The organism is Proteiniphilum acetatigenes DSM 18083 (assembly GCF_000380985.1).
In the GTDB taxonomy this organism is placed as follows: Bacteria; Bacteroidota; Bacteroidia; order Bacteroidales; family Dysgonomonadaceae; genus Proteiniphilum; species Proteiniphilum acetatigenes.
Genome location: NZ_KB905703.1, coordinates 61337 through 80407 on the forward strand (window position 1 = coordinate 61337; position 19071 = coordinate 80407).

Annotated in this window: 16 protein-coding genes; 12 read left to right on the plus strand and 4 right to left on the minus strand. The window is 40.7% G+C overall.

From position 1 onward, the window contains the following. Positions 1–3: 3 nt before the first annotated feature. Both kbl and tdh read left to right on the plus strand, forming a co-directional pair. Positions 4–1194 (plus strand): glycine C-acetyltransferase, encoded by a 1191-nt coding sequence (kbl, locus tag F597_RS0115475; RefSeq protein ID WP_019540669.1) that lies wholly within the window; start codon positions 4–6, stop codon positions 1192–1194. A gap of 56 nt (positions 1195–1250) precedes the next feature. After that, a complete protein-coding gene (gene tdh / locus F597_RS0115480) occupies positions 1251–2276 on the plus strand; it encodes an L-threonine 3-dehydrogenase (RefSeq protein WP_026327517.1) in 1026 nt (341 codons plus the stop codon). Positions 2277–2279: 3 nt separating this feature from the next. On the opposite strand, the gene F597_RS0115485 is transcribed toward tdh, so the two are convergent. Next, positions 2280–3107: a DUF4230 domain-containing protein gene (locus F597_RS0115485; RefSeq protein ID WP_019540671.1), complete on the minus strand. Its 828-nt coding sequence runs from the start codon at positions 3105–3107 to the stop codon at positions 2280–2282. Between the two features lie 157 nt (positions 3108–3264). Between F597_RS0115485 and F597_RS21015 the strand changes: the two genes are divergently transcribed. Continuing rightward, positions 3265–3753 (plus strand): SixA phosphatase family protein, encoded by a 489-nt coding sequence (locus F597_RS21015; protein ID WP_019540672.1) that lies wholly within the window; start codon positions 3265–3267, stop codon positions 3751–3753. Here F597_RS21015 and F597_RS0115495 read toward each other — a convergent pair whose 3' ends face one another. Beyond that, positions 3754–4938 carry a YeiH family protein gene (locus F597_RS0115495; protein ID WP_019540673.1) on the minus strand — a complete coding sequence of 395 codons (1185 nt, stop codon included), beginning with the start codon at positions 4936–4938 and terminating at the stop codon, positions 3754–3756. A 313-nt stretch (positions 4939–5251) separates the two neighbouring features. On the opposite strand from F597_RS0115495, the gene F597_RS0115500 reads away from it, so the two are divergent. The 3 genes from F597_RS0115500 to F597_RS0115510 all read left to right on the plus strand — a co-directional run bounded on the left by F597_RS0115500 (position 5252) and on the right by F597_RS0115510 (position 10021). After that, a complete protein-coding gene (locus F597_RS0115500) occupies positions 5252–8101 on the plus strand; it encodes a TonB-dependent receptor (protein WP_026327518.1) in 2850 nt (949 codons plus the stop codon). 116 nt (positions 8102–8217) lie between these two features. Next, complete coding sequence (locus F597_RS0115505) at positions 8218–9339, plus strand: sensor histidine kinase (protein WP_019540675.1); 1122 nt, start codon at positions 8218–8220, stop codon at positions 9337–9339. Further along, complete coding sequence (locus F597_RS0115510) at positions 9311–10021, plus strand: LytR/AlgR family response regulator transcription factor (protein WP_019540676.1); 711 nt, start codon at positions 9311–9313, stop codon at positions 10019–10021. The genes F597_RS0115505 and F597_RS0115510 overlap by 29 nt, the downstream gene beginning before the upstream one ends. 191 nt (positions 10022–10212) lie before the next feature. On the opposite strand, the gene F597_RS0115515 is transcribed toward F597_RS0115510, so the two are convergent. Both F597_RS0115515 and F597_RS0115525 read right to left on the minus strand, forming a co-directional pair. After that, positions 10213–10686, minus strand: a complete 474-nt coding sequence (locus F597_RS0115515) for a Dps family protein (protein WP_019540677.1) — start codon at positions 10684–10686, stop codon at positions 10213–10215. 178 nt (positions 10687–10864) lie between these two features. Beyond that, entirely contained in the window at positions 10865–11215 is a 351-nt protein-coding gene (locus F597_RS0115525; RefSeq protein ID WP_044060392.1) for an ABC transporter permease, read from the minus strand. Positions 11216–11285: 70 nt separating this feature from the next. Here F597_RS0115525 and F597_RS0115530 point away from each other — a divergent pair, with 70 nt between their 5' ends. The 6 genes from F597_RS0115530 to F597_RS0115555 all read left to right on the plus strand — a co-directional run bounded on the left by F597_RS0115530 (position 11286) and on the right by F597_RS0115555 (position 18988). Continuing rightward, a complete protein-coding gene (locus F597_RS0115530; RefSeq protein ID WP_019540679.1) occupies positions 11286–11681 on the plus strand; it encodes a DUF6266 family protein in 396 nt (131 codons plus the stop codon). A gap of 215 nt (positions 11682–11896) precedes the next feature. Continuing rightward, complete coding sequence (cas6, locus tag F597_RS0115535; protein WP_019540680.1) at positions 11897–12667, plus strand: CRISPR-associated endoribonuclease Cas6; 771 nt, start codon at positions 11897–11899, stop codon at positions 12665–12667. A gap of 53 nt (positions 12668–12720) precedes the next feature. Continuing rightward, the gene (locus F597_RS0115540) at positions 12721–14871 is read left to right on the plus strand and encodes a hypothetical protein (RefSeq protein WP_019540681.1); all 2151 of its coding nucleotides are present in this window, start codon (positions 12721–12723) and stop codon (positions 14869–14871) included. Positions 14872–14883: 12 nt separating this feature from the next. Continuing rightward, positions 14884–15834: a type I CRISPR-associated protein Cas7 gene (locus F597_RS0115545; RefSeq protein WP_019540682.1), complete on the plus strand. Its 951-nt coding sequence runs from the start codon at positions 14884–14886 to the stop codon at positions 15832–15834. Continuing rightward, positions 15831–16541 carry a CRISPR-associated protein Cas5 gene (gene cas5 / locus F597_RS0115550; protein WP_019540683.1) on the plus strand — a complete coding sequence of 237 codons (711 nt, stop codon included), beginning with the start codon at positions 15831–15833 and terminating at the stop codon, positions 16539–16541. The genes F597_RS0115545 and cas5 overlap by 4 nt, the downstream gene beginning before the upstream one ends. Beyond that, entirely contained in the window at positions 16526–18988 is a 2463-nt protein-coding gene (locus F597_RS0115555) for a CRISPR-associated helicase/endonuclease Cas3 (protein WP_019540684.1), read from the plus strand. The genes cas5 and F597_RS0115555 overlap by 16 nt, the downstream gene beginning before the upstream one ends. Positions 18989–19071 lie beyond the last annotated feature (83 nt).

The window sequence follows — 19071 nt, forward strand, 5'->3', positions numbered from 1 at the left end:
GATATGTACGGAAAAATGCAACAACACCTGCATGACGAATTGAAGTCGATTGAAGAGGCAGGTCTTTACAAAAAGGAACGGATCATTGTTTCGCCGCAAAAGGCTGAAATAAAAGTACAAACGGGACAGCAAGTACTCAACTTCTGTGCCAATAACTACCTGGGATTGTCCGATCATCCAAGGCTGATCGATGCGGCAAAACGGGCACTGGATGAAAGGGGCTACGGCATGTCGTCCGTACGTTTCATCTGTGGTACCCAGGATTATCATAAAGAACTGGAGGCGACCATCAGCCGCTTCTTCAAAACCGAAGATACGATTCTTTATGCCGCCTGTTTTGATGCCAACGGTGGTCTGTTCGAGCCGCTTTTTACCAATGAGGATGCTATCATCTCCGATGCGTTGAACCATGCATCCATTATCGACGGGGTGCGCCTTTGTAAAGCGCAACGCTACCGTTATGCCAACGCCGATATGGCTGATCTGGAAGAAAAGCTGAAAGAGGCACAGGCACAACGCTTCCGCATTATTGTTACCGACGGTGTCTTTTCAATGGATGGCAACGTAGCACCACTCGACAAGATTATGGAACTGGCAGAGAAATACGATGCACTGGTAATGGTGGATGAAAGCCACTCGGCCGGTGTGGTAGGCCAAACCGGAAAAGGTGTGACCGAATTATACAATGTGATGGGTAATGTGGATATAATGACCGGCACATTAGGCAAAGCCTTTGGAGGTGCCATCGGCGGATTTACTACCGGCCGCAGGGAGATCATCGATATGCTGCGCCAACGGTCACGACCCTACCTCTTTTCCAACTCCATCCCCCCTATGGTGGCGGCATCAGGCGTAGAAGCATTCAATATGTTGCAGGAATCCAATCACCTGCAGGATAAGCTGCACGAGAATGTAGATTACTTTGTGGCTAAGATGAAGGAAGCCAATTTCGATATCAAACCCACTCAGTCGGCTATCTGTGCCGTCATGCTCTACGATGCGAAACTGTCGCAGGATTTTGCGGCAGAGTTGCTCGACGAAGGTATCTATGTGACCGGATTCTACTATCCCGTCGTGCCGAAAGGCGAGGCGCGCATCCGTGTACAACTCTCTGCCGGCCATGAACGTGCACATCTCGACAAGGCAATTGCTGCGTTTATCAAAGTCGGGAAAAAGCTAAAAGTTATTTCTTAATGTGGCAATATGCTAATGAGCTAATCAGTAAATCAATAAATCATCAAATCAGTCAAATGAAAGCATTGGTAAAATTACGTCCTGAAAAAGGTATTTGGATGGAAGAAGTACCCGTTCCGTCGATCGGTGTGAACGATGTACTTATCAAGATTAAAAAGACATCCATATGTGGTACCGACCTCCACATTTATAAATGGGACGACTGGTCACAGAAAACTATTAAAACGCCTATGACCATCGGGCACGAGTATGTCGGTGAGATCGTGGATATAGGCAGCGGCGTACAAAACCTGAAGGTGGGCGACCGTGTTACCGGCGAAGGGCATATTGCCTGTGGACACTGCCGTAACTGCCGCCGTGGTAAACTGCATGTCTGTGAGAATACCATCGGGGTGGGGGTAAACCGTGACGGCGCTTTTGCCGAATACCTCTCCCTGCCGGCCGCCAACGTGGTGAAGCTCGATCCCCGGATACCTGATGAGATTGCCTCTATCATGGATCCGTTCGGCAATGCTACTCATACCGCTCTCTCTTTTCCATTGATCGCCGAAGATGTGCTGATCACCGGTGCGGGACTGATAGGCAGCATGGCTACTGCAATCTGCCGTTTTGCCGGCGCCCGCTATATCGTGGTGAGCGACTTGAGCGAATACAGGTTGGATATAGCCAGGAAAATGGGAGCTACGCTTACGGTAAATGTCTCAAAAGGAGAAACAATAGCACAGGCAGTAGAGAAACTGGGAATGCGCGGTTTCGATGTGGGACTGGAAATGTCCGGTTCACCTGCCGGATTCCGGGAGATGATAGCCAATATGTACAACGGTTCCAAGATATCACTGCTGGGTATTTTGCCCAATAATACGATGGTGGATTGGAACGAGATTATCTTCAAGGCGCTTACCCTGAAAGGGATCTACGGCCGTGAAATGTGGGAGACATGGTACCAGATGGAACAGATGATCATCTCGGGATTGGATCTGAGCCCCATGATCACTCACCGTTTCAGTATCGATGATTTCCAGAAGGGATTTGATGTGATGGAGGAAGGCCAGTGTGGTAAAGTGATCCTAAACTGGGAATAATAATCAGGATTTGAAAAACCTGACAGCTTTATCGAACTTATCAAACGCCTTATCAAACAGGTTTAACTGCTTTAATAAAGGGAGTTCCTTTTCGGAGCTCTCTTTTTTTTCTTCTTCCGGCTCAGGAAGTACCTTGTAATCATCAATCAGTCCGATATTCTTTATAGCCCATTGGTTGGCTGCCGTCACCTCCTCAAGCAACAATTTCATCTGATCGGCTGCAATCTTCATCAATCCGCTTTGCAATGCAGCTTTTCTCACCTGTTCTTTCGCCAGGGTCTGAATCTGTTGCAGGTCTTTTCTCCCGATCACATTGAACAGATCATCCTCAAAATAATAATAGTTGAAATCACAGTCAACAGAAAGGATTTCCGGTTTGGGAAAATCCTGCAGCCGGATCTCCTTGTGTTCTTCATCTACCTCCCATACGCATTTATTTATATCATAACCGATCAGCACTTGTGCACGCACAATAACCAATGCTTTTTTTGTGGAAGGAATGAACTTAAGCAGTTTTTTTGTGTTTTCATAATTATATATCTCGTTGAGTTGTCCTTCGGCCACTACGATCTTGAAAACCCGTTTTATGCCCTCGACAACCGTATGAGAGGCGGCGACGGTACCCGATTGGGTTTTCCGTATATTCCATAGCTGAAACAGGAGCCAGGCAATGACAATTCCTGTAAGCAACCCGAAGACCAGAATACCCGATATATTCCCGGTCCCCGCATAAGTGGGCCTGAAGAATGTCCGGTAAAGAAATCCGGCAATCAATAACAAAAGAATAGCCGCAGTGATTATGCCGATTCTCTTTACGATCTTTTTCGTCATAAGCAGAATATTTTTGATAGAACACAAAAATAGGAATAAAGATTTGATAAATATGAATTATCAAGTCGGAATACACAAAAATATATTATGTCAAAAATTATAATTACTTTTGTGCCTTGAAAAAAATGTTACAGCGCTACCTATAAGCCAAAACTATATGAAGCAACTTGTTATCTTACGTCATGGCAAAGCCGAACAGGATACAATGGCCAAAGATGATTACGATCGGGTCCTTACCGATCGTGGTAATAAAAACGCCTCCGACATGGGAGGATTTATTTTAAAAAAATGGGGAGTACCCGACCTGATCCTCTCTTCATCCGCAAGACGGGCACATGATACTGCCATACTGGCCGCACAAAGCCTTGGTTATCCGCAGGAAGAGATCAGAACCGACCAGAATCTCTATTTCGCCCCTTCCCGCTGGATACTGAATGTAATTTCAAAATTGCCTGACGAGGTGAATCGTTGCCTCTACGTGGGGCACAATCCCGGAGTGACGGAACTGATCAACGACCTGGGTGTACGCCTCGATAATCTCCCTACCGCGTCGGCGATATGCTTCGAATTTCATATCGGCTCCTGGGCAGAGATCTCGACCGAGAGAGCAGCTTTTCACTGGCTGAAACTGGCGAAAGAATTATGATCAGTAATTACTGAACAGTAGCCAGGCAACCAGCAGGGTCAGTATGATATTAAAACCTTGCGCCGTGAGGAACGACCAGATATATCTGGCATTTTCTTTCCTGAAGATATAACGGAAATCGGTCTCTAATCCGATGCATACGAAAGCCAAAGAGAAAAGTAGTCCACGTGCACCTCTGTTTGCCACGCGCGACAATTCTTTACCGGTTTCGGCATCGAAGGCAAAGCTAAAGATCAACGAAGCGATCAAAAAGCCAAGAACAAATTTCGGGAACCGTTCCCAGAGCACACTGCCCGAAGGACGGATATCGCTGTTGGTACCCTTGTAAGACCAATAGATGGAGATAATGAACGCAGCGACTCCCAGCAACACATTCTGTGCCGATTTGATGATCACACTGTATTGTTCGGCCGTCTCTCCGATAAATTTTCCGGAAGCAACCACGGCGGCCGTCGTATCGATGGTACCCCCCAGCCAGGCACCGGCAACCTCCTCGCTCAATCCCATCCATTTTGCCAGATAGGGCAGGAGATACATCATGGGAATAGCTACAATAAGTACCAGTGATATCACAAATGAAAGCTTCTTGGGATCACCTTTAATCGCACCACTCGTGGCGATGGCTGCCGAAACCCCACAGATAGATACCGAACTCGATAACAACATCGACATCTCCTTGTCTATCCTGAATGCCCTGGTGGATATCCAAAAGCTGAAATACCAGACGGAGAACACTACAATGATGCCCTGTATCATCCCCAACGCACCGGCACGCATAATCTCATTGAAAAGGATGGAACTACCCAGGATTACTAACCCTGCCTTGATATAGTATTCACTCTTGACTGCCGGGGCCAGCCATTTCGGTAAACCAACCGTATTGCGTATGAGCAACCCAATGAGTACGGCAAAAAAGACCGACTCCAGGCCGATCGTCTTAATCGGACTGAGACCGGCAATATATTCTGCCAACCAGGCAAGTGCGTAGACAACCACAAACGAGAGGATAAATCCTCCCTTATCTTTATTTCCCATAAAGAGATAACCCAGATAAGCCAATACGGCTATCACCAGCGACATCTGCACATAATTCTTCATTACCGACGGTAAAAGGATTACCAGTACAAGGATAACTCCTCCGATGAGTGTGGAGACCCAATCTTCACTTTTTAATGTTTTTAGCATGATCAAATGGAGCGTTTTCGTTATAAATTTCTTATATAACTATGGATTTGCAGACAAAATTATAAATAATTTACAAATAATAAAGACAAACAGTCATTTTCTTTCCTTCCGATTTACGGCTTGATCGCCTCAAAGCCACTGTTGGTCGATAAAATAGGAGAGTTCATCTATTTCTTTTGTGGAAACCTGACGACTATGCTATTTTTGTTGCGAATTCAAATATACAATTTGAATTTAAAAAATGGAGGTTGATATAATTCTTCTTTCCGGATGAATCGGTTAAGTGAATGTTAGAAAAGAATATTTTTATCATATGAAAAAGATTTGTTTTTTGGTGATGGCTGTTTTATTCCCTGCTTTCTCATGTATGCTGCAGGCACAGACAAACAGTTCCATATCGGGAAAGTTGATAGAGAAAGAAACGGAAGAGCCGGTGCCGATGGCCAATATACGTGTACTCCAGCAGGCAGACAGCAGTTTTGTTACCGGGAAAGCTTCCGATGATAAGGGGCTGTTTACAATACCGGTAAAAAACGGATCTTATATTCTACATATTTCTTACATCGGCTATAACGACATATTTCGGAATGTAGAGGTGACCTCATCCAATCCGAATGTGAAATTGGGTAATATAGCGATGGAAAACGACAATATCTTACTGTCGGAGACTGTGGTCACTGCCAAAGCACCGGAAATTGCAGTACGGGGAGATACGCTGGAATATAATGCCGACTCTTATAAAGTAACGGAGAGCGCAGTGGTGGAAGACCTGCTGAAGAAAATGCCCGGTGTGGAGATCAGTAGTGAAGGAAAGATTACTGTAAATGGAAAGGAGATCACCAAGATACTGGTCGATGGAGAGGAATTCTTCAGCAACGACCCAAAAGTAGCTTCTAAAAATCTCCCGGCTAAGATGGTGGAGAAGCTGCAGGTGCTTGAGAGAAAAACAGAGATGGCACAGATGACCGGGTTCGACGACGGTGAAGAAGAGAATGTGATCAACCTGCTGGTGCGTCCCGGCATGAAGGAAGGTCTGTTTGGTAATGCCTTCGCAGGATATGGAAGCAAAGACCGCTATGAAGCCAATGGTATGGTTAATTACATGAAGGATAAAGATCAGTATACCTTTCTTGGAGGTATTAATAATACCAATAATGCCGGATTTTCCGATCTGGCAGGAGCCATGTTCGGCAGTATGGGCGGCCGGGGAGGCAGAGGCCGGATGTTTGGGGCAAGAGACGGTATATCCACCTCATTGAATATGGGGGGTAATTTCAGTACCCAACTCTCTTCCAGATTCAAGATCGGAGGTAATGTGCGATACGGATCTACTGATACCGATGTACAGTCGGATGTGTTCACCCAAAATATCCTCAGTGCAGGAAACACCCTGGAAAATGAAAGCAACCGGTCAAATAACAGGAGCCGGAATTTTAATATGGACCTCAGGATGGAATGGAATCCTGATGATGCCACCACCATTATTTTCCGGCCGAATGTGGCGTTCTATAACAACAATCGCGACGAAACAGGGGATTTCCATACCCGGAATGAACTGTCGGGTGATACCATCAATTATGGTAATTCCGAATATTTTTCAGAAGGGAATGGAAAAGATTATGGAGGAAATCTGGATATAAGCCGTCAGTTGGGAAAAGAGGGACGGATATTGAGCGCCCAGTTACGTGCCAATAGAGGCGAATCAGAAAATACCGGTACCAGCGTCTCAGGCACCTTTTATAACGGAACCCGCCCCGATGATCTTATCGACCAGCGCTTCACGAACACAAGCGACAACACCTCCTGGCGGGTTTACCTCTCTTATGTGGAACCGATAGGCAGAAATAACTTCCTGCAGCTGGCATATGAATACAGTCAGAATGTATCGGAATCAGATAAGGATACGCGCACCCAGGATGAGTTTGGAGAATATACCGTACTCGATTCAACCTACAGCAAACGGCTTGAAAATAATTTCGTGAATCAGGAGATTGAGCTGAATTTCAGGTCGGTAAGAGAGAATTACGACTATATGTTCGGTGTCTCAATGGAACCGTCCAGTTCCCGCAGTAAAACATTTATCGGAACAGACATGATACACGACACCAAACAGGATGTACTCAATTTTGCTCCCATGGCACAGCTCAATTATCGCTGGAGCCGTACGCACAATCTCCGTCTGCGGTACTGGGGACGCACTGAGCAACCATCGGTAACACAGCTCTCACCTGTGATTGATGTTTCCGACCCGCTGAATATCCGCTATGGTAATCCCGATCTCAAGCCTTCCTTCCAACACCGGTTCAATGTACGTTACCAACGTTCGAATCCGGAAAAGGCCAGCTCCTTGTCGGCTTACCTGAATGGAGCATACATGACGAATGATATAGTGTCGGCAACTATCACCGATGTGACCACAGGGCGTAAGGAAGCCACTTACCGTAACGTATCGGGAAACTGGAATACCGATGCACGCGTGATCTTCAATGTGCCGTTGAAAAACATCAAGTTCTCCATTTTCTCGATGTCATTCGCAAGATATAACCAGGGATACGGATACTCTAAATCGATTTCCGGAGAGGATGCACCAAAAGAGTTTACCGACGAAGATAAGAATACGAACAGACAGATATCATTGATGGAAGCACTTGGGTTGAACTACCGTTCTGACCAGTTCGACTTCTCTATCCGCGGTAATGTCAATTTCAACAATGTTACCAACAGTCTCGAAGGACAGATCGACCAGCAATATCTGAACTATGGCGGAAGCGCTACCACTGCGATTTATCTGCCGTGGGATCTGACATTGGAAAGCGATATCAATTACTCCACCAACTCAGGTTATGCCGACGGTTTTGAGCAAAACGAATGGCTGTGGAACGCTTCTTTACAGAAGACGTTGTTTAAACAAAAGAACGGCACCATCCGTTTTAAAATATATGATATCCTGCAACAACGCAGTAATATCAACAGAAGTGTGACATCCAACTATATACAAGACACGACCACTAATACGCTTACAAGTTATTTCATGGTGCATTTCGTGTATAGGTTCAATATATTTAAAGGCGGTGTCACACAAGAAGATATGATGCCTCAGAGAAGAGGCTTTGGAGGTCCTGGAAGAGGTCCAGGTCCCGGCGGACCGGGTGGTCCTATTTAATAGGATTTGAACTTTTTCGTTGAATCAAATGAGCAAAGGATAATTTTGCTTCTGCTGAGAATTGAAAACGACTAAGGTAAGTCTAATGAAACTGAACGGCTATTAATTGCAGGATAATGGATGAACTGTTAAAGTCAAAACAAAGAGGAGCATGGAACAATGTGCTTATGCACATATTACTGTGGGGGGTGATTTTCATTCTCCCCTACTTTTTTATGGATTCCGAACGTATATTTTACTGGCAGTCCTTCATGCGGTCGCTCCCTGAGTTACTGGGATTCATGCTGGTATTTTACCTCAACTATTTCCTGCTGATCGATAAGCTCTTATACAAAGGGAAAACCAAGCAGTTTATCTTTTATAACCTGCTGCTTATTGTAGCAGTAGCGTTCCTGATGCATTACGGACGGGACCTGATTGAAAACCTTATACCGGAACTGAGGCCGCGGAGGCGCATGAAACGGGGTGGGGGTAGAGGTTGGAGTAACAATATGCAGCTCCTGTTGCTGGTAAGAAACTCTACGTGGTTGTTTTTGATGGCCGGATTGAGTGTAGCGTTGAAGATGACCGTTCGTTGGTTTGAAGTGGACAACGAGCGGAAAGAATTGGAGAAAGCAAAGTCGGATGCGGAGCTGCAAAACCTCAAGAACCAGATCAATCCCCATTTCCTGCTGAATACACTGAACAATATTTATGCGCTGATAGAATTCGATCCTCCTAAGGCACAACAAGCTGTGGTGGATTTGAGTAAGATGTTGCGCCACCTGCTTTACGAAAATAACCAGACTTTCGTCCCCCTTCGCCAGGAAGCCACATTTATGCGTAATTACATTGAGCTGATGCGGATACGTCTGCCTGACAATGTGAAACTGACAACTGATTTTTCTTATTCCGAATCCGGAAATACGCTTATTTCTCCCTTAATTTTTATATCTTTGATTGAAAATGCATTCAAGCATGGTATCAGCGGGGAAAAGCCCTCGTTTATCAATATCTCGCTCAGAGAGTATCCCGATGGAAAAGTGGAGTTTGTCTCCCGGAACAGTTACTTCCCGAAATCGGAATCCGATAAGAGTGGGAGCGGTATCGGGCTCGAACTGGTGAAGAAAAAACTGGAGCTGCTTTATCCCGACAATTATCAATGGAAGACCTCTATTGAAGACGATGTTTATACAACCATGCTTTTGATCGATACAAAAAAACAGTCGAATGATACTCAATTGTTGGATCGTGGATGATGAACCATTGGCGCTATCGCTTCTGGAGTCGTATGTACAGAAAACCTCTTTCCTGAAACTGACGGGCAAATACAGCAATGCGTTATCGGCCATGAAGCATCTGGCGGATGAGAAGGTAGACCTGCTCTTCCTTGATATTCAGATGCCGGAAGTGAATGGGATGGAGTTTGCCCGCCTTATCGGTGACCATACCAGGATCATTTTTACTACCGCTTTTAGTGAGTATGCCCTGGAAGGATATAAGGTAAGTGCGCTCGATTATCTTCTGAAGCCCTTTTCTTTTGCTGATTTCCTTACTGCTGCCAAAAAGGCACTGAACTGGTTCGAAATGACCGATAAGAAGCCGGCTACCGAAGCGGTACAGGAGAATTCGGGTATCTTTGTGAAATCAGATTACAAACTCCTGCATGTGCTGTTTGACGATATTCTCTATATCGAAGGACTGAAGGATTATGTGAAAATATATACAGAAAGTCACCCAAAGCCGATTTTGTCGCTGATAAGCCTTAAAGCGTTGGAAGAAGACCTTCCGTCAGATCGCTTTTTGCGTGTCCACCGCTCTTATATCATCCACAAGAACAAGATTTCAAGTATCAATAAAAGGCGTATTATCATCGGTGAAAAACAGATCCCGATGGGGGACACCTATCGCAAACAATTTATGTCGATAATAGGGCAGTAGAATTTTATAGAGCAATCGGGTATTCGACAGACCAATAAAAATGGCTGAATGGCATAAAAAGAGAGCAAACCAATAAGTGATTCGCTCTCTTTTATTTTGATCCTTAACGCTGATCCGGATATTCAATCGACACTTTACATATCAATATTCAAATACCTTGTTTTCAGCATTATGAAATATTCAATGGTTCCCTATGAAAGATATGCAGTGAGCATCCAGACAGTTTTTTCCTGTTCCGAGATATAGTCGCTCATCAACGCCACGGTACCTTCGTCATTTCCTTCCGAAGCAGTTTCCAATACTTCGCGTTCCAAAGCGATCAGCACTTTCAGTGAGTCGAGGATCTCTTTTACGATCTCCTTTGAGTTGGATACCACACCGGTTTCTTTGATGACCGATACTTTCAGGTATTCACTGAAGTTATGAGCCGGCACGCCGCTCAACATCAGGATGCGTTCTGCTACTTCATCCACCTTTTCAGCCGTGTCATCGTAATACTCTTCGTATTTTTCGTGTGCACCGAAAAATTCAACGCCTTTCACGTTCCAGTGGTATCCACGAAGGTTGGTGTAGTAAACCTGCAGGCTGGCCAGTAATTTCTGTAAGCCATCCACTGTCTTTTCTGTACTCTTCGGATCTAATCCTAAATAATCTAATGTCTTCATATTCGTTTCTTTTTATAGTCTTTGTAAATATGTCTGATGCAAATTTACTAAATATTATCATGGTCGACAACCTTTTTCAGCATTATCTGGAATAAATAATATCTATTCCGCATCCCCCTTTGTTTTTCACTTTCCCTCTTCCCTTTTCCCTTTTCCCTTTTCATTTTTCACTTTCCCGCTACCCCCTCTTCCTGTAACTGGCGATCGCCCATCCGTTCAGGATAATTGCGAAAAGGGTGATCTTCAGCAACTGCCCCGATATGTCGGCCAGGGTGCTGCCGTTGAGATAGAGCATACGCGGGCTGGCGGTGAGGTAGGTGAACGGATTGACGGCGGCAATCGCCTGTGCCCATGCGGGCATACTCGATACCGGCGTGAACAGGCCGCTCAGCAGGATGAAGACCAGGATATGAAGAACATCACCAGGAAGCTGGCCTGCTGCATCGCTTCGGAGTAGTTGGAGATGATGAATACGATTCCGGCGAACAGCACTGCGAAGAAGTTGCCTGACGGCCAGAGCCCGTATCATCACGGGGCTTTCCCCCCTGCATAAAATCATTAAACGAGGACATCCGGGCAATGAAAACGTATACAGGGCGTTGATAGGCAAAGCTTGTCGCGAAGCGGTAGAAGGCGCTTATCCCGATTTACACGTCAATTACGGCAAAATTCAGATTTCCGCGGGTAGGCTTCAATTACCCACAGATATCCATCTTCATCTTGATCCTCTTTCCCACACGGCCACTTTCAGTTGGAACACACAACTTGTATATCCTTTCCTACCGGGAAGCGCTAATGATAGAATAAATATTGTTTGTTTCGATACCGTTCACCCCGCAGAAGTGAAAACATCTCCGGAATATATCCGTGCCGTAGGCAAGGCAGTTGTGACGCTTGACGAAATGTGGCATCCGGCCACGACCCATTTCTGGATCTACTTCACTTCGCACGACCTACAGGACATTTCCAATAGTGTTTACATTCAACCGGAATAGGCTGAGTGCAGCTCTTAGGGCTAAATCTGACTGATTCGGGTTTCAATATACGCTTGAATGGTTTTTTGCACCTGATTTCGGGCTGATTTGTGTTTTATTATTAGTTGCACATGTAACGGGCGTGTTAACGTAAAATAACGAAATCTTTCTAAGGATTGATTAAATAAAGACTATTTTTACGACAATATATAGAGGCTTATAATCAATACGTATAAATGCGCTTTAAATTGATTTTAATTATCGATAGAAACACAAAAGGCGAGCGGATACCTTTGAATTACCAATATGCCGCATCGTCTTTGATATACAGGATACTTTCCAATTCAGGGAGTGAGTTTTCGTCATGGTTGCACGAAAATGGATTTCAGGACGATCAAAGGCGTTTCAAATTATTTACTTTTTCGAGACTGTTCATGCCGCGATATTCCATAGAGGGCGCGTATTTGAAAATACTCTCCGATACGGTGGAATGGTATATCTCCTTTTTACCGGATCGCAGCACGCAGGAATTTGTGCAGGGATTATTCAAGGAACAGCTTTTTGAATTAGGCGACCGTCGCGCGAACATTCGTTTCCGTGTACGGAGTGTGGAAATGTTGCCTCCGCCGGTGTTTACGGAAACCATGGCATTTGAAACATTGTCTCCGGCTTGTATTGTACGACAGGAAGACGATGGCTCGGAGAAATATATTGCACCCGACCATCCTGACGCCTCCGGGATAGTGAGGCTTAACCTCCTGAATAAATACAAAGCGTTTTATGGCCATGATTTTCCGGAGGAGCATTTTCCATTCTACCTCAGAGTGTTTACAAAACCACGTTCGAGCTTGATTGCCATCAAAGAAGGTACGCCCCAGGAGAGCAAAATCCGAGGCTTCATGTGCCGGTTTGAGCTGACTGCCCCCTTGGATTTGATGAAGATAATGTATGATACGGGCCTGGGAAGCAAAAACAGCCAGGGGTTTGGAATGAGTAAGGTGGTATGAGACTTGTAATCCTATGGTAATTGAATGTAAATTAGTATTTTAATCATAAAAACATGAGTTTAGAAACAGTATTGCAAATTGGCAAAGTTCTTCGAAATTCGGAAAACAGCCTGAAATATTTTAAATATGTAGAGCCATGTCCCAAAGATAAAGATGGTAATTGGCCTATTTGTATCACTATTCCTGTCAAAGAAGATTTTTCCTTTGATTGGGAAGGAATGAAAATAACGCCAGAGAATCAACGTGAAAAATTATATTATCTGCGTTATTCGACTTCTGACAATGATTCAAGTCCTAAGAAATATCTATTTGGCGATATTTGTTATGCAAGAAAAAGTGAAATTGATAAAACAGGAAAAATTAAAGGAATAAAAGATTTTGGAAATTTTACTTTTGAAAAAGGACAAGGAAATGCTTTTTTAAATGGTCAAAAAGCATATGAAGAAATAATTCGTGATTTTCTTGCTGACTTTATTATATCGAATGTATTGAGTGCTGTTGAAAAAAATAACATTGCTCATGTATTAAAATTCGTATTGGATAATTTTAAACAGAATAAAATCATTGGCTTACCTAAGAAGCTTAGTGGCTATTCTCAAATCATTGAGACTGCAATTATGCAGTTAAGAGAGAATGAAAAAAATAATGATTTAGCACAATTCCATGACAGATTTGGAAGTGAAATTGAAAAATTTAACAGACTTCTTTTATTTGCACCAGTGTTTGAAACTTACATAAATGACAAAGACATTATAAAAGCGTCTTTATCAAATTTAGATGATGTACAAGAATATTATTTAAAGGTCATAAAAAACAATAATCAGAATGTATTAAAAAAATTGTTGAGTCAAGGAGAATCTTTAGATTCATATTCTGATGAAACAAAAAAAAGGTTTTTGCAATTTGCCGATTTTTCTATTTTTATTCATTTTGAATATATAAAAGGCGATGAAAAGATTAGTTGGCATCAATTTGAAAAAGTTTTTGATGCTATTAAGGATAAATTAAATTCAGAAGTTACCAATTTAACGGCAAATGGATTGGTTCCAAGTAAAAACATCTATCGAACACTCTGTTCCGGAAATGAAAAAAACGATATTCAGTTCCCAGCTTTTGGAATTGACAATGGTTTTAAATCCTTTGCTTTTAAGAATAAAGAGCAATTTGAAGATTTTCTTTATACTGGAAGCATTCTGAATAAGTCTTTTCGACGATTAAAATATACAAATATCGATATGTTTGTTTATCCGGTAGCTTTTAAAGGAGAAGAAATTAGCGCAAAAGATTATGATGATTTCTTTTTTAATAAAAAGGATGAAACAAGAGTTAATAATGACCCCGTTTTTTTAATTTTATATAATGAGGGAACTAAACGTTTTAATAGATTCGATTTTGTTTTTGCCGATAGTGGAGGAAATACGACAAACGATTTAATTGAGATTTCTGGAATAGAAAAAAGTGCATTACGAACATTACAAAGCAGGATTGAAACAATAGCTAATGAAGTTGATATAGAGAGGAGAGCTGAATTAAATAATATAGCTGAATTTAATAAACTCCAAATAGAAGTTTCATTTCGTAATCTGCTCGGAAATACTCTTGTAGACAACAACGGTAGGATTATATTCAAAGCTAATTCAAAGTATCAATCTCATCTATTGAAAGTCCTACCTTTAATATATACCGCCAATTATTATAATGACGATCTAATATTGCCTTCATTTATTCAAACCTCGGAATATATTGTCAGAAATGTTGAAAAGAAAAAAATCGGGTATAATTATGCTGATTTGAAATATCATTTAAAATTCTTACTAAAAATACAAAACACTAAAAACGATAGATTTATGGAAATTACATCATCTGAAAGTTATCAAATCGGGTTCATGCTTGGGGAGATGGCAAAGAACCTGAGTTTGGAGATTAACTCTTTTGAAAAGAATTATGTGGGTAATCTTACCCGAAGAATTGGAACTTTGCCTGATTTCATCAAATTAAAAAATGAAATTGAGCAAAAACTGATTATGCACGATAAAGCAAGGTACACTTTTCAAACTTCGTATGACTTAGCTCAAAAAATAAAAGGGTTTAAATCGAGATATGATAAGGAAGAATGTGCTTTCGGTTTTATGGAAAGCTATTTTAGACCCATACCTAAAAAAGATATTACTACCTCCGCTGAAACGAATACTATTAATAATTAAAGACGTATAGCAATGGCAAATCAATTAAAAAAATCAGAGATTTTATTTTTATACGAAACTTCGTATAATATTCCGAACGGTGATCCTTTTACAGGAGAACAACGCTATGACGAGGAAACAAAAAAAATACTTGTGAGTGATGTCCGGATGAAAAGGTATATCCGAACTTATTTTGAAGACATTAAGAAACTTCCAATTTATGTAAGTGAAAAAACTGGAGCTGGAAAAACCGACTCAAAAGGTGTTCTTACATGGATTGCGCAAAATAGAAATATGAATAAACTAACTGATATTGGTGAACTTCTGAAGGAGCAAATAGACGTTCGTTTGTTTGGTGGTATTTCTACTTTAGATGATAAAGTGAAAATCAAAATTGATGGTAAAGATGTCGAGTTTATAAATGGGCATGTCCAATTTACTGGACCCGTTCAATTTGCTTTGCTGAATCCATCTTTGAATGAAGTAAACTTAAGAATGCATCAAAATACAACTCATTTCACCTCGAAAGCTGATAATACTCAAGGTTCAATTGGTACAACGACCTTGGTTCCTTATTCATTGATACAAGTACATGGTTGGTTTAATCCTAAAGTTGCTGAAAGGACAGGGATGACAGAAGATGATTTGAAATTAATGTATGAAGGACTTTGGTATGGAACAAGCGGAGACGGTAGCTCACATTCTCGCAGTAAAGTTGGACAAAATTCTGTGCTTCTCCTCGAAATAGAATACGCAAAAGACAATCAAAAAATTTATGGCGTTGAGCGGTTGATTGAATTAAAGCCTAAAGACGACAAAAAAGGGGAACAATTGCGGAGTATGGATGATTACGACTTGGATTTCTCAAAATTGATTACAATTGCAGCAACTGATAAAGTAGAGAAAATAAAATTCTACACGGAAATTATGTCGATTAAATCTAAATTAATAGGTAATCCTAAATTTGAAGCAATTGTGTTATGAAAGGCTTTCAACTTATCATAGAAGGTAATTGGGGGCATTTTAAAAAACCGGAAACGAATAACAATCCATTGTCTCACGATTTAATTACCAAAACGGCTCTGATTGGAATGATCGGAGCTGTATTGGGAATTGGACGCGAAGATATGAAAAGTAAATTTCCGCAATTATCGGATAATTTGCTTTATGGTGTACAATTGTTAAATCCCGTAAAAAAAATCTCATGGGGGTTTACCAGTAAAACAGCAATTAATCCAACGGCACCGGGTAGTCCAAAATATTTTGAGTTTCTGAGAGATCCAAAATTCTTAGTCTCCATTGCATTGTTTAAGGAAGAATCAAGAGACGACTTTGAATCTTTCAAAACAGCAATTAAAAATGGTACAGCGGAATATACACCTGTTTTAGGTTGGCATAACTGCCCTGCAAATTTGGAATGGAAGTCCGAGGGACTTTTTTCAGAGGAAAAGGACGGAGACTTTGAAACGACCGGTTTTGTATTAGCAGGAGAACATACACCTAAAAATTTAACTGGAAATTTCAGAATCGGTTTTGATAAAATGCCCACGTTCCAAAACGATGATTTTTGGAATATACCAGAGCGATATAGAAATGTAATTTATCCTGATTGTCCTAACTCAATTACGGTTAATGGGAAATATTACGAATATCATTTTAGCGATAAAATAGAAAAATGGTGTCTGATATAGAAAGACTCAAATCACATCCCGATAAGCTATTATTAAATCATATTCAAGGTGTAAGGGATAATGTGAAAAAGCTAACCAACTCCCACTTGGCGGAGTTGGTGGCTCTTTTGCACGACCTGGGTAAAATAAATCCTAATTTTCAGGATAAACTTGATCCGGAAAAGACAGTTAATGGATACAGCAATCACGCTTATCTGTCTGGTTATGCGTTTTTTTGTGCCTTCTGTTGTAATCGAAATAATTTTGAAGTTCTAAAGCAATTCCTTCAAATCGAAGATTTAACTCAAAACGATTTGATTGCCTTGGTTGTTATAATTGCTAAGCACCATGGTAATTTACCCGATTTTTGTCCTAAAGATTATACTGGAACTGGTGCGAGTATATTATCTAAAGACGAAACCTTTGCTTTATTTCGTTTTCTTAACCACGAACAAAATCTGCCTGTTTGTGAATTTATCAGGCATTTTTTACCAATTGAAGATTTTAGGCAATTACTTTTTAGCTCCGTAATGCAAAAAGGTTATTCAGAGCAATTGGTCTTTAGGGATGACAAGAATAAATTAGCTTTAGATTTCTTTCTTGATTTTCAGTTTGCTTTTGCGTGCGTATTGCAAGCAGACAAAGCTGATGCGGGAAAGATTGGAGGTTTTATTGATAAACAACAACAAGATGTAAGGTCTTTTTCGGAAAACTTCAGTTCTCAATTGAATTTATATTTGAATAAGTTGGATCAAAATTCTGAACTGAACAAACTAAGAACAAAAATTCGAGATAATGCGCTACAAAATATTTTTGTCGGTTTAAAGTCCGAAAAGCATGTTTTTGAACTTACAGCTCCAACAGGTTCCGGCAAAACTTTGATGATGCTTTCTTTGGCTTCTGAAATCATCAAAGAGAAAGGAGCAAAACGAATAATTTATGCTTTACCTTTTCTATCTATTACCGAACAAGTTGAAACCGAAGTTTTAAAGATATTTGGAGGCCAAGGGAATTTCATTCAAAGAATTGATTCAAAATCGGAAAATATCCAATTTGAAAACTTACAGAAAGAATTGGATGGAAATCCGACAAAAGAAAATATATTAGAAGCAAGCATTTTGGAATTTCAGGAAAATACATTTGCCTATCCATTTGTTATTACGACTTTTGTCCGTTTTTTCGAAACATTATTAAGTAATCGTAATGCAGAATTATTGAAGTTGCCGAATTTTTCAAATTGTATTTTCCTATTGGATGAAATACAGGCATTGCCACCAAGATTATATGGATTCTTCGTCGCATACTTAAGTCGGTTTTGCGAGAAATTTAATAGTTATGCTATTATATCAACGGCAACGCAACCCAATTTTGAATTACCAAAAGATAACCAAGAGGCTATAGAATTCTTTAAGGATTATTCTCGACCCTATCCGTTATTACCACTGAATTATTTTGATAGTGACTTATTCAATCGTTATCAGATAAATTATTTCAAAAATTCTATTGATTTGGAAACTTTGAAGGAATCAATTCTTGCAGAAAATCGTTCGGTTTTGGTTATTTTGAACACAATTGACGATACAAAGGAGTTGTATAAGCTTCTTCAGGATGAACTTGGCAATGAAGAATTATTGCTTTTAAATACTCATTTTACGCCCCGACATAGAAAGATAAAAATTTATATGGCTAAGCGACGATTACGAGAGGACAAAAAAATCATTGTCATTTCAACTCAACTTATAGAAGCCGGAGTAGATATAGATTTTCCTATTGTTTATAGAGATTTTACGACTGTAGCAAGTATTGTGCAATCAGCAGGTAGATGCAATAGAGATGGGAAACTTCAGGAATATGGAAAAGTAAAATTAATCAGATTGCAGAAAAATGGTCAAGAAAGAGTGAATCTTATTTTTAGGAATCGAAGAGACAAGGATATCTTAAAGCTAACTTATGGCGCATTGAAGGGAATTAATTATCAAGAAAAGGACTTATTAAGAGTGCAAAAGGCTTTTTTCGATTCAATCCAAAAAGATTTAGATTGGGGTAAACATTCACAATGTGGTCCAAAATTTGAATTTGACTTTATCAAGGATATTCAGGAATGTATGTATAATAAAATTGGCCAGTTTCGATTAATCGATAAACAATTATTTGGAGAGGAAAGGCAATATTATGTGGCTGAAAAAGATTCAGACGATTCATTTGAGAAGCTTTTGGCCTTAGATAATGGACTCATGACTCTTTTGAAAAATAATGCTGATGCTTCGATAATTAGGATACAGCGAAAAAAAATAGAAATGCAAATAAAGAAGATGTCACTAAATATTGTAAATGTGAGATTTACATCACATAACTTCGAACCGGTTTTAGGTAATGAGAAAAGCTATTATAATTTATATAAATTATCCAATAGCGCTTATTCCTTCGAATTGGGTGTTGATTTGAGAAATAGTTTTTGTATAATTTAATAGGTTTCACGTATGATGAATTGTTCTTGCAAACTTCAATAGTCTTATGCTTTGAGAGCGAATTATTATTCGAAGAAACGATA

Bases quoted from the DNA above. Each gene is read 5' to 3' on its own strand.
- F597_RS21015 (WP_019540672.1), top strand. From the start codon at position 3,265: ATGAAGCAACTTGTTATCTTACGTCATGGCAAAGCCGAACAGGATACA.
- F597_RS0115485 (WP_019540671.1), bottom strand. From the start codon at position 3,107: ATGACGAAAAAGATCGTAAAGAGAATCGGCATAATCACTGCGGCTATT.
- cas5 (WP_019540683.1), top strand. From the start codon at position 15,831: ATGAAAGGCTTTCAACTTATCATAGAAGGTAATTGGGGGCATTTTAAA.
- F597_RS0115505 (WP_019540675.1), top strand. From the start codon at position 8,218: ATGGATGAACTGTTAAAGTCAAAACAAAGAGGAGCATGGAACAATGTG.
- F597_RS0115555 (WP_019540684.1), top strand. From the start codon at position 16,526: ATGGTGTCTGATATAGAAAGACTCAAATCACATCCCGATAAGCTATTA.
- F597_RS0115515 (WP_019540677.1), bottom strand. From the start codon at position 10,686: ATGAAGACATTAGATTATTTAGGATTAGATCCGAAGAGTACAGAAAAG.
- F597_RS0115525 (WP_044060392.1), bottom strand. From the start codon at position 11,215: ATGATACGGGCTCTGGCCGTCAGGCAACTTCTTCGCAGTGCTGTTCGC.
- F597_RS0115545 (WP_019540682.1), top strand. From the start codon at position 14,884: ATGGCAAATCAATTAAAAAAATCAGAGATTTTATTTTTATACGAAACT.
- F597_RS0115540 (WP_019540681.1), top strand. From the start codon at position 12,721: ATGAGTTTAGAAACAGTATTGCAAATTGGCAAAGTTCTTCGAAATTCG.
- kbl (WP_019540669.1), top strand. From the start codon at position 4: ATGTACGGAAAAATGCAACAACACCTGCATGACGAATTGAAGTCGATT.
- tdh (WP_026327517.1), top strand. From the start codon at position 1,251: ATGAAAGCATTGGTAAAATTACGTCCTGAAAAAGGTATTTGGATGGAA.
- cas6 (WP_019540680.1), top strand. From the start codon at position 11,897: ATGCGCTTTAAATTGATTTTAATTATCGATAGAAACACAAAAGGCGAG.
- F597_RS0115495 (WP_019540673.1), bottom strand. From the start codon at position 4,938: ATGCTAAAAACATTAAAAAGTGAAGATTGGGTCTCCACACTCATCGGA.
- F597_RS0115510 (WP_019540676.1), top strand. From the start codon at position 9,311: ATGATACTCAATTGTTGGATCGTGGATGATGAACCATTGGCGCTATCG.
- F597_RS0115500 (WP_026327518.1), top strand. From the start codon at position 5,252: ATGAAAAAGATTTGTTTTTTGGTGATGGCTGTTTTATTCCCTGCTTTC.